Below are 10,351 nucleotides of genomic sequence, written 5' to 3'. Positions count from 1 at the left end.
GGCATTTTTTTTTGAAAAAGGTTCCCTCATGTTAAAACAAACCTTGCTCTATACCGGTAAAGCGAAATCTGTTTATGAAACAGACAGTGCAGACCACCTCATCCTAGTCTTCCGTGATGATGCTTCTGCATTCAATGGCGAAAAAATTGAACAGCTGGACCGCAAAGGCAAGGTGAACAACCGTTTTAACGCCTTCATCATGGAAAAACTGGCAGCTGCCGGCATTGAAACCCACTTTGAAAAACTGCTTTCTCCGACTGAAGTTTTAGTTAAAAAACTGCAGATGATTCCGGTTGAATGCGTTGTCCGCAACTATGCAGCAGGCTCACTGTGCCGCCGCCTGGGCGTGGAAGAAGGCAAAGAGCTGACGCCGCCGACTTTTGAACTGTTCTTTAAAGACGATGCGCTGGGCGACCCGATGGTCAACGAATCTCAGGCGATTTCCCTGGGCTGGGCGACTGCTGAGCAGCTGGTTCAAATGAAAGAGCTGACTTATAAAGTCAACGAAGTGCTGAAAGAGCTATTCGCTGCCGGCGGCATGCTTCTGGTCGACTTTAAGCTTGAATTCGGCGTGTTCCATGACCGCATTGTTCTGGGTGACGAATTCTCTCCGGACGGCTGCCGCCTGTGGGACAAAGACACCAAGAAAAAACTGGATAAAGACCGTTTCCGCCAAGGCTTAGGCGGCGTGGTTGAAGCTTATGAAGAAGTGGCTGCCCGCATCGGCATCGACCTTTCAGACATCTGATCTGTACTGAAGCTTCAAAGCGGAAAACCGGGCATTTAGCCCGGTTTTTTATTCTATTGATTTTATTTAAAGCTATTCTGCTGATCCGCAAGAACCGCAACGCCGCATAAAAACATAGCGCGCCTTTTAATCTTCCAGCTCCGCCACCAGTGCTGCTGATCTTCAGTTTTCCGCGGCTTCGTCCTGCGGCATTTTTTCCAAGGCAAAAAAGCCAGCCCATTGCTTAAGCGGCCGGCCTTGCGCACAGTGGAAGCCTTTGCATTTCAACAGAGCCTTACTGCTGCTGCTGTTCCTGCATCCAGCGCCGCTGCTGCAGGCGCTCGCCTTCCACTTCGCGCTTATTGCGGGCGGATTCATACAGTTTCGTGCCTTTCAGCTCGGGCGGCAGATAGTCCTGCTGCACAAAATGCTCCGGATAATTGTGCGGATACAGGTAGTCTACGCCGTAGCCCTGCGCTTTCATCAGCTTGGTTGGCGCGTTGCGCAAATGCAGCGGCACCGGCAGGCTGGCGGTTTTTTCCGCCAGGCTCATGGCTTTGTTAATGGCTAAATAAGTGCTGTTGCTTTTGGCGCTGGTGGCCAAATACACCGCGCACTGGCCAAGGATAATCCGCGCTTCAGGCATGCCGACGGCCTGCACGGAGCGGAAGCATTCGCCGGCCAGCAGCAGCGCATTCGGATTGGAATTGCCGATATCTTCTGAGGCGGAAATCAGCATGCGCCGGGCAATAAACACCGGATCTTCGCCGCCTTTCAGCATGCGCGCCATCCAGTACAGCGCGGCGTCCGGATCGCTGCCGCGGATTGACTTAATAAAGGCCGAAACCAGGTCATAATGCTGTTCGCCGGATTTGTCATAGCGGGCGATATTCTGCTGCGCGACCCGCACGGTCACCGCATTGGTGATGATGTTTTCCACATCCGGCTCAAATGTGCTGGCAATCAAGTCCAGCAGGTTCAGCGCCTTGCGCGCATCACCGGCAGCGAACTGCAGCAGCGCGTCAAATTCGTCGATCTGGATATGGCGCGCCTGCAGGAAACTGTCCTGCTGCACGGCCTGCGTCAGCAGGGTTTGCACCGCTTCGGCAGACAGCGCATTCAGGCTATAGACCTGGCAGCGCGACAACAGCGCGCTGTTGACCTCAAAGGATGGGTTTTCCGTAGTGGCGCCAATCAGGGTGATTTTGCCTTTTTCCACAGCATTCAGCAGCGCGTCCTGCTGCGACTTGTTGAAGCGGTGAATTTCATCAATAAACACCACCGGCGCCAGCAGGTCGCCGCCGTCGGCGATCACTTCACGCAGCTCCTTCACCCCGGCATTCAGCGCAGACAGGCTGACGAAAGGCCGGTCGACCGCCTGCGCCAGCAGCAGCGCAATGGTGGTTTTGCCGACCCCCGGAGGCCCCCAGAAAATAATCGACGGCAAATGCCCCTGATCAATCATTTGACGCAGCGGCGCCTGATGGCCCAAGAGGTGATCCTGTCCAATAATTTGCGACAAGTCACGGGGTCTGAGTCGTTCTGGAAGCGGAATATGGCTGTCTGGCATCTGATAATTTCATTGCGGGCTAAAAATAAGTCTAGCCGTATTCTAGCACTAGGATTTTAAATCCCGGAGCATTATTCATTGCATCTATTTTATGCTGCATCTTTTATTTTACATCTTAGCGACTTAGTCTAAGTTCACTATGCAAAACCGCATAAATATGCTTAATTATAAATTGCAAAATTGAAAAAACAGTCAATAAGACTTTTTTATGAGTACAGCCGGAATGTGATTATTAATGTCGTACTTTATTGCATAAAAATATAAATGCTGAATTGGCGGGCGTTATGAAATTATCATCAAAAGAAAAGCAGGCTCCAGGCGCGCAGCATCCATCTGAAATTCCTGCACAGTTTCAGACTCCGCCGCTTTTTCCGGCGCCTTCTGACTTTGCGCAGCTGCATCATCTGATTAATCATCTGAATCTGCCGGTCTGGCTGAAAACCCGGCAGGATATTCCGTATTTGAACCGCGCCATGGCGCAATTTGTAGGGTCAGATCTAGCCCAGCAGGATAATGAGCAGTGGCTCAATTTCATTCATCCCGAAGATATCGGCTGCTTTATGGCGCTGTGGCGCGCAGCCCAGCTGAACGGGCAAAGCTTTAAAAAATCCTGCCGCATCAGGCACAGCCAGCTGGGCTACCGCATGTGCGCGGTGCAGGTTGACTTCCCGCCCGATGCGCAGCCGCCGTTTCAATGGCTGCTGAGCTGGACCGATATTCATGACTGCTATGAGCAGCAGCAGCAATTAACCCGGCAGGTCACGGCGCAGAATAAAATGCTGGACGCCAGCGCGGACAGCATCAAAATTTTAACCCCGGACGGCAAAGTCACCTATATGAACCGTTCCGGCTGCCTGGCGCTTGGCGTGCCTGTTGCTGAGCAGAAATTCGGCATGCCCTGGCTGGAGCTGCTGCCTGAAGAAGTCCGCGCTTGCGGCGCTTGCGCCCTGACCCAGGCCGCTCAGGGAAAAAATGCGCGCTTTGCGGGAAACAGCGCGGTTGCCGGGCAGGCGCCCCAGTACTGGGACAATATTTTAACCCCGGTCCTTGATGAGCATGGCGCGACACAGCATATTCTCTGCGTTTCGCGCGACATCAGCCAGCAGAAAATCGCCGAAAGCCGGCTGCAGCAGGCCACCGAAGAAGATGAGCTGACCGGGCTGCTGAACCGGCGCGCCTTTAACCAGATTTTCAGAGCCAGCCTGCAGGATGCGCAGGCGCAGGGCCAGCTGGTTGGCCTGCTGCTGATTGACCTGGACTATTTCAAGCATGTCAATGATACCCTTGGCCACAGCGCGGGGGATCACCTGCTGCAGACGCTGGGGCAGCGCTTTCAAAGCTGCTTTGCGGCCAATATCACTGTCGCGCGCTTAGGCGGCGATGAATTTGCCATTCTGGTGCCTGAGCTGCAGGATCAGGCGCAGCTGATGGAGGTCGCGCAGCTGGCCTGGATGCAGATGGAGCTGCCGATCAGCTATGCCGGCCAGTACATCAATGGCGGCATGAGCATTGGCTGCTCGATGTTCCCGCGCGATGCGCAAAGCGCCTCCAATCTGCTGAAATGCGCCGACATCGCGCTGAATGACCTGAAGTCCAGCGGGCGCGGCGGCATCCGCATGTTCAATCAGGCCATGTTTGAAGCTTTGGAAATCACCACCAGGCAGCTGACCTTGGCGCGCAGCATTCTGAAATCAGACCGCATTGCGCCTTTTTACCAGCCCAAAGTACTGCTGAGCAGCGCTCAGGTGATCGGCTTTGAAGCGCTGCTGCGCTGGCATGATCAGAACGGCAGGCTGCAGCTGCCGTCCAATATTTACGCGGCTTTCCATGACTATGAGCTGGCCTCCGGCATCAGCGAAGTCATGCAGGCGAAAATTTTTCAGGACATCCGGCAGTGGATGGCGGCCGGACTGGAGGTTTTGCCGATTTCCATCAACGCCGCCCCAGTGGAATTTCTGCGCGATGACTATGCCGAAAAGCTGCTGCAGCGCATACAGCAATACGGCATTCCCCACCATACGGTGGAGCTGGAAATTACCGAACAGAGCCTGTCTGAGCGCGGCGCCAACTATGTCCGGCGCGCGCTGAACCTGCTGAAGCAGTCCGGCATCCAGATTTCACTGGATGATTTCGGCACCGGGCATTCCTCCCTGACCCGCCTCAAGGACTATCCGGTAGACTGCATAAAAATTGACAGAAATTTTGTCGAGCGCATGACGCTGGACCGCTCAGCCTTAGCGATTGTGAAAGCCATTACCCAGCTCGGCGACAGCATCTCGCTGGATATTCTGGTGGAAGGCATCGAAACTGCGGAACAGCTGGAGGTTTTGAGGGCATGCCACTGCCTGAAAGGCCAAGGCTTCTATTTTTACCGGCCGATGAGCTATGCTGACGCCACCGCCCTGCTTTTGCCGCGCAAAGGCGGCTGACGCGCGGCCTGATTGGTTTAATGCGAGAAGTTGCTGATGTATTTAATCAGCGCCTGCCTTGCAGGCAAGCCGGTGCGCTATGACGCAAAAGCCTATCATTATGATGCCATTCAGCAGCTCATTGCGCAGCAGCTGGCCATCACCGCCTGTCCGGAAATGCTGGGCGGACTAGCCTGCCCGCGCGAGCCTGCGGAAATTTGCGGCGGTTCGGCGCTGGACGCGCTTGCGGGAAAAGCCCGCGTCCTGACCCGGCAGGGCGGAGATGTCACGCAGGCATTTATTTCCGGCGCCTATAAGGCGCTGGAGCTGGCGCTGCGCCATCAGGTGACTGCGGCTGTATTAAAGGAAAATAGCCCGTCCTGCGGGCGGCATTTCATCTATGACGGCAGTTTCAGGGCGGCAAAACAGCCGGGCGCCGGGGTGGCCGCCGCGCTTCTGCTGCAGCATGGCTTTGCAGTGCTGTCGGAACAGGATTTTTTTGCGCGTTTGGCGCTGCAGGGCTAGCGCACCCAGCGCACGATATAGTCTTCGATTTCATCTTCATTCACGGCAGTTTCGCTGACGCAGCGCCCCGCTGCCGATTTCCTGGCTTTAATCACGCTGCTGCGGGTGCCGGTATTCAGATAATGCCATGACGGCAGGCTTTTGCCCTCATGCAGCCGGCGGTAAGCGCAGCTCGGCGGCAGCCAGCGGATCTGCTGCAGCTTTTCCGGCGTCAGCTGAATGCAGTCGGGCACAAACTGGACACGGCGGGCATAGTCCGAGCAGTGCCCGGTTTTGCAGTCCAGCAGCTTGCAGGCCACTTTGGTATAGGCCACCTCCAGCGTTTCCTCATCTTCCAGCTTAATCAGGCAGCACAGGCCGCAGCCGTCGCACAGCGCTTCCCATTCGGTATGATTCAGTTCAGATAAAGCATGGCGCTTCCAGAATTGCGGGCGGAGCTGTTCGGTCATCATTCATCTTTCAGTCGCGGTTGAACGGCTTAATTATAGCAGTGTTCAGCGCATTTTCATGAATTTGCGCAGCAGCGCCGCCGCCCGCATTCTGCTCACAATTTCACCCAGCCTTTTCAACAAAAGAATAACAATGCATTGAAATTCATAGTCCTATACTGAAATTCAAAATAAAAAGCGCATGGAGAAAGACAATGTTCCGCTGGGCTATCATTTTTGCTGTAATTGCGCTGATTGCAAGTTTGCTGGGTTTTGGCGGCGTTGCAGGCCTGTCAAAAGATTTTGCAATTATCCTGCTGGTGATCGCGCTGATTCTCGCCATTGTCGGTTTTCTTTCCCGCGGCAAGATGTAGCGCCCGCTGCCCTGAGCTGCTTTACCGGTAAAAAAATAAGCGCCCCTGAAGGCGCTTATTCTGCATATAACAGTCCAGTTAAGGCTTTAAATGCCAGATTCTGAAGCCTGACGCCAATAAGGCGGCGCCGTAAGCGGCCGCGCCCACGGCGCAGAGTCCAGCCACTTGCGCAATGCGGATCCACTGCGCAGCGTCGCCATTGTACCAGGTCAGCGCATACCACAGCGCCGCAATCATGGCGGCGTTGGCCGCGGCGTACTGCAGGCCAAGCTTTTTCCAGTGCGCGCCAAAACGGAAAATATCACGCTTATGCAGGTAGAAATACAGCATGCCGGCATTGACCAGAGCCGAGCCGGAAGAAGCCAGCGCCAGCGCCATGTGCTCCGCATGCCAGTCAATCAGCTTGAACAGGCCGATAAACACCACGTTTAAAATGGCATTGGCGGCAACAGCCATCAGGCCGACGCGCACCGGCGTTCTGGTGTCCTGCTGCGCATAAAAGCCCGGCGCAAAGACTTTAATCAGCATGAAGGAAATCACCCCGGCGCTCATGCACTGCAGCGCCAGCGCCGTCATCTGCGTATCCTGCAGGGTGAACTGGCCGCGCTGGAACAGCGCCTGAATAATCGGGGTAGACAGCATGAACAGGGCGATGCTGGCGGGCACGCCGACCAGCACAATCACCCGGGCAGCCCAGTCAATCATGCCGCGGAACTTGGCCTGATCCTGCTCTGCATGGCGCTCAGACAGTGACGGCAAGATGACTGTGCCGATGGCCACGCCAATCAGGCCCAGCGGCAGCTCGGTCATGCGCTCGGCGCTGTACAGCCAGGATACCGAACCGTCCTGCATGAACGATGCCCAAATGGTATTCAGCAGCAGGTTAATCTGGGTGACCGATACCCCGAATAGCGCCGGCAGCATCAGCTTCATGATGCGGTCGACGCCTTCATGCTTGAAATCGACTTTGGGCGGTATCAGCAGCTTTTTATGCCACAGCTCCGGAATTTGGATCGCCAGCTGCAGCGCGCCGGCAATCAGCACCGCCCAGCCCAGCGCCATAACCGGCTCGGCCATATGCGGCGTCAGCCACACCGCGCCGGCAATCATCGCCAGATTCAGCAGCACCGGTGAAAACGCCGGCGAGGTAAATGAGCCGTAGCTGTTCAGAATGCTGCTGGCAAAGGCCGTTAAGGACATGAACAGCAGATAGGGAATCGTCAGGCGGAACATATCGGCCGCCAGCGCAAACTTCTCCGGATCATCATGGAAGCCCGGCGCATAGATGTAAATAATCGCCGGCGCGGCCACCATGGCGAGAAAAGTCAGCGCGCTCATGAAGGTCGCCAGGCAGCCGAAGACCCGGCTGATCAGAATCTGCACCTCGGCATGGGTGCGGCTGGTCTTGTATTCGGTTAATACCGGAATGAAGGCCTGCGAAAAGGCGCCTTCGGCAAATAGCCGCCGGAAAAAGTTCGGTATGCGGAACGCCACCACAAAGGTATCGAAGTCCCTGCCTGCGCCAAATACATTCAGCAGCACAATATCCCGGACTAAACCCAAGACCCGTGACAGCATGGTCATTGCACTGACTATGACCGTCGATCGCCAAAGCGCCATCGCATTCACCTAATGTTTAAATTGCCGCTATTGTAATGAAACTCCGCCCCAATTTTCATTGGTTAATTTAGAGCTAATGTTGTTATTCATTTGTTTTTAAAATGATGCAGCTGCTGGCGGAAGCGGGCCCAGTCGAAATGCGGGCCGGGGTCGGTCTTGCGCCCCGGCGCAATATCGGAATGCCCGGCCAGATGCTGCAGTTTAGGATAGGCCTGCTGCAGGCAGGCGGTGACGGCAGCCAGCGCCTCATACTGCGCATCAGTAAAGGGCAAGTCGTCGCTGCCTTCCAGCTCAATGCCCACCGAATAGTCATTGCATTCTTTCAGCCCCAGATAGCTGGAGCGGCCCGCATGCCATGCGCGGTCGTTGAAATTGACGAACTGCAGCGCCTCGCCGCTTCTTAAGATCAGCAGATGCGCAGAGACCTGCATGCCTTCAATGCTTTGAAAATAAGGATGCAGCGACCAATCCAGCTGGTTCTGAAAGAACTGCTCAATATAGCCGCCGCCGAACTGCGACGGCGGCAGGCTGATGTTATGCACCACCGCCAGCTGGATTTCAGCCTGCGCCGGGCGCGGATTATAATTCGGTGACGGAACCTGGCGGGCGCCGGCCAGCGCTCCGTCACGGATCTGAAATTTCACGGTTTGCGGCATCGTCTGATCCTGATTGCTGCTGCGCTGCGCCGGCAGGCAAAAAACATATGGGCCCTCATGCTAAAACTTTCAGGGATAAATCTCAATTCATCCAATCGCGCTGTATGAAAAACCGCTCATTTTTCAGGAACAGTGCTAATATAACGCGCAAATTTTCTTGGGTTAACAGAGACGGAACTTTTATGAGCATACCTCAATCTTTGCTTGAACAATCCATCCAGATCAATATTCAGCAGGCGCTGCAGGAAGATATCGGCGCGGGCGACATCACCGCCCTGTTAACCCCTGAAGATGAACAGGCTGCAGCCACCGTCATCAGCCGCGACAGCATGGTGCTGGCGGGCCAGCCTTGGGTCAATGCGCTGATTCAGGCCTATGATCCGGCGGTGCAGGTGACTTGGCTGAAAAATGACGGCGAGCGCGTGGCGCCGAACGAAGTGTTTTTAAAGCTAGCCGGTTCAGCCCGCAGCCTGCTGACGGTTGAGCGCCCTGCGCTGAATTTTGTGCAGACCCTGTCTGCGGTTGCGACCAAAACTGCCGAATATGCGGCGCAGCTGAATGGCCGGCACACTAGGCTGCTGGATACCCGCAAAACTTTGCCGGGCCTGCGCATTGCGCAGAAATATGCAGTAGCGGTCGGCGGCGGCCAAAACCACCGCTTAGGCCTGTTCGATGCCTTTTTAATTAAAGAAAACCACATTATGGCAGCCGGCGGCATTGCGCAGGCGGTGGCTAAGGCGCGCAGCATTGCGCCGGGCAAGCCGGTAGAAGTGGAAGTGGAAACCTGGGATGAGCTGGATCAGGCGCTGGCCGCCCAGGCGGATATTGTGATGCTGGATAATTTCAGCCAGCAGCAGATGATTGATGCGGTGAAGCATGCAGCCGGGCGCTGCAAGCTGGAAGCTTCCGGCAATATCACCATTGCCAATCTGCGCGAAGTGGCGTCTACAGGCGTCGATTACATCTCTATGGGCGCGCTGACCAAAGACCTGAAAGCGGTGGATTTATCCATGCGCTTCAACGGCTGAAGCAGCCGAATGGCCTAGCCGCCGCGCTGGGCAGTCAAAGCGCCGCATGCGCAATAATGCCAGTCAGTTAAAAAAACTGACTGGCATTTTTTTTAGAAGGCATGATCTTGTTTGCAATGAGATGCACGCTGGCCTGCACAGCAAATAAAACGCATACGCAAAAATTAAGGAGCTTTCTGCAAAGCTCCTTAACTGATCAGCATGACTTAATTGAGCGGCGCTGCCAGCTGCGGATTAAATTTCCCGCACCGCGCCTTTCGCCGCGCTGGTGGTGTGCTTGGCATAGGCTTTCAGCGCCTTGGAAATTTTGCGCGGGCGCGCTTCCGCCGGGTGCCAGCCTTTGGCTTCCTGCACTTCACGGCGCGCAGCCATCGTGGCTTCATCAACGGCTAAATGAATCGTGCGGTTTGGAATATCAATTTCAATGCGGTCACCGTCTTCCACCAGGCCAATTGCGCCGCCTTCAGCCGCTTCAGGTGAAACATGGCCAATGGACAGGCCGGATGAACCGCCGGAGAAACGGCCGTCGGTCAGCAAAGCGCAGTCTTTACCTAAGCCTTTCGATTTCAGGTAGCTGGTTGGATAGAGCATTTCCTGCATGCCCGGCCCGCCGCGCGGGCCTTCGTAGCGGATCACCACCACATCGCCGGCTTGAATACCGCCGCTTAAAATCGAATCAACCGCAGCATCCTGGCTTTCAAAGACCCGCGCTGTGCCGTTGAATTTCAAGATTGAATCATCTACGCCTGCGGTTTTGACAATGCAGCCGTCCAGTGCGATGTTGCCGTAAAGTACCGCCAGGCCGCCATCCTGTGAGAAAGCATTGGCTGCGTTACGAATCACACCTGATTCACGGTTGCCATCTAAAGTTTGGTAATAACGGTTTTGTGAAAATGCAGTTTGCGTTGGCACACCGCCCGGCGCTGAACGGAAGAACTCATACACGCCTGCATCTTCAGTGCGGATGATGTCCCATTTGTCCAAGGCATCTTTTAAGGTTTTTTCATGTACCGTT

9 protein-coding genes and 1 pseudogene are annotated in these 10,351 nt (G+C 55.2%); 5 read left to right on the top strand and 5 right to left on the bottom strand.

Going from position 1 to position 10,351, the window contains the following annotated elements:
* The first annotated feature begins 28 nt into the window (after nucleotides 1-28).
* Entirely contained in the window at nucleotides 29-748 is a 720-nt protein-coding gene (purC, locus tag RSA72_RS12625) for a phosphoribosylaminoimidazolesuccinocarboxamide synthase (RefSeq protein ID WP_068913414.1), read from the top strand.
* A 274-nt stretch (nucleotides 749-1,022) separates the two neighbouring features.
* On the opposite strand, the gene RSA72_RS12620 is transcribed toward purC, so the two are convergent.
* Nucleotides 1,023-2,297: a replication-associated recombination protein A gene (locus RSA72_RS12620; RefSeq protein WP_332623212.1), complete on the bottom strand. Its 1,275-nt coding sequence runs from the start codon at nucleotides 2,295-2,297 to the stop codon at nucleotides 1,023-1,025.
* A 284-nt stretch (nucleotides 2,298-2,581) separates the two neighbouring features.
* Between RSA72_RS12620 and RSA72_RS12615 the strand changes: the two genes are divergently transcribed.
* Together RSA72_RS12615 and RSA72_RS12610 are read left to right on the top strand one after the other, a co-directional pair.
* On the top strand, nucleotides 2,582-4,726 hold the full coding sequence (locus RSA72_RS12615; RefSeq protein WP_332623213.1) for a putative bifunctional diguanylate cyclase/phosphodiesterase: 2,145 nt from the start codon (nucleotides 2,582-2,584) through the stop codon (nucleotides 4,724-4,726).
* 36 nt (nucleotides 4,727-4,762) lie between these two features.
* Complete coding sequence (locus tag RSA72_RS12610; RefSeq protein ID WP_332623215.1) at nucleotides 4,763-5,230, top strand: DUF523 domain-containing protein; 468 nt, start codon at nucleotides 4,763-4,765, stop codon at nucleotides 5,228-5,230.
* Here the strand turns inward: RSA72_RS12610 and RSA72_RS12605 are convergent.
* The gene (locus tag RSA72_RS12605) at nucleotides 5,227-5,679 is read right to left on the bottom strand and encodes a YcgN family cysteine cluster protein (RefSeq protein ID WP_332623223.1); all 453 of its coding nucleotides are present in this window, start codon (nucleotides 5,677-5,679) and stop codon (nucleotides 5,227-5,229) included. The two genes, RSA72_RS12610 and RSA72_RS12605, sit on opposite strands and share 4 nt — an antisense overlap.
* 194 nt (nucleotides 5,680-5,873) lie before the next feature.
* On the opposite strand from RSA72_RS12605, the gene RSA72_RS12600 reads away from it, so the two are divergent.
* Nucleotides 5,874-6,032 carry a DUF1328 domain-containing protein gene (locus RSA72_RS12600; RefSeq protein WP_068913408.1) on the top strand — a complete coding sequence of 53 codons (159 nt, stop codon included), beginning with the start codon at nucleotides 5,874-5,876 and terminating at the stop codon, nucleotides 6,030-6,032.
* A 78-nt stretch (nucleotides 6,033-6,110) separates the two neighbouring features.
* On the opposite strand, the gene murJ is transcribed toward RSA72_RS12600, so the two are convergent.
* Together murJ and ampD are read right to left on the bottom strand one after the other, a co-directional pair.
* Nucleotides 6,111-7,661, bottom strand: coding sequence for a murein biosynthesis integral membrane protein MurJ (murJ, locus tag RSA72_RS12595; RefSeq protein ID WP_332623218.1), 1,551 nt, complete (start codon nucleotides 7,659-7,661; stop codon nucleotides 6,111-6,113).
* A gap of 77 nt (nucleotides 7,662-7,738) precedes the next feature.
* Nucleotides 7,739-8,308, bottom strand: a complete 570-nt coding sequence (ampD, locus tag RSA72_RS12590; RefSeq protein ID WP_332623219.1) for a 1,6-anhydro-N-acetylmuramyl-L-alanine amidase AmpD — start codon at nucleotides 8,306-8,308, stop codon at nucleotides 7,739-7,741.
* 182 nt (nucleotides 8,309-8,490) lie between these two features.
* Here ampD and nadC point away from each other — a divergent pair, with 182 nt between their 5' ends.
* On the top strand, nucleotides 8,491-9,336 hold the full coding sequence (gene nadC, locus RSA72_RS12585; protein WP_332623220.1) for a carboxylating nicotinate-nucleotide diphosphorylase: 846 nt from the start codon (nucleotides 8,491-8,493) through the stop codon (nucleotides 9,334-9,336).
* 234 nt (nucleotides 9,337-9,570) lie between these two features.
* On the opposite strand, the pseudogene RSA72_RS12580 reads toward nadC, so the two are convergent.
* A pseudogene (locus RSA72_RS12580) lies at nucleotides 9,571-10,351 on the bottom strand (dihydroxy-acid dehydratase domain-containing protein); the annotation flags it as partial.

This window comes from Acinetobacter sp., assembly GCF_036659555.1.
Taxonomy (GTDB): domain Bacteria; phylum Pseudomonadota; class Gammaproteobacteria; order Pseudomonadales; family Moraxellaceae; genus Acinetobacter.
This window is presented reverse-complemented; position numbering and strand designations above follow the sequence as displayed.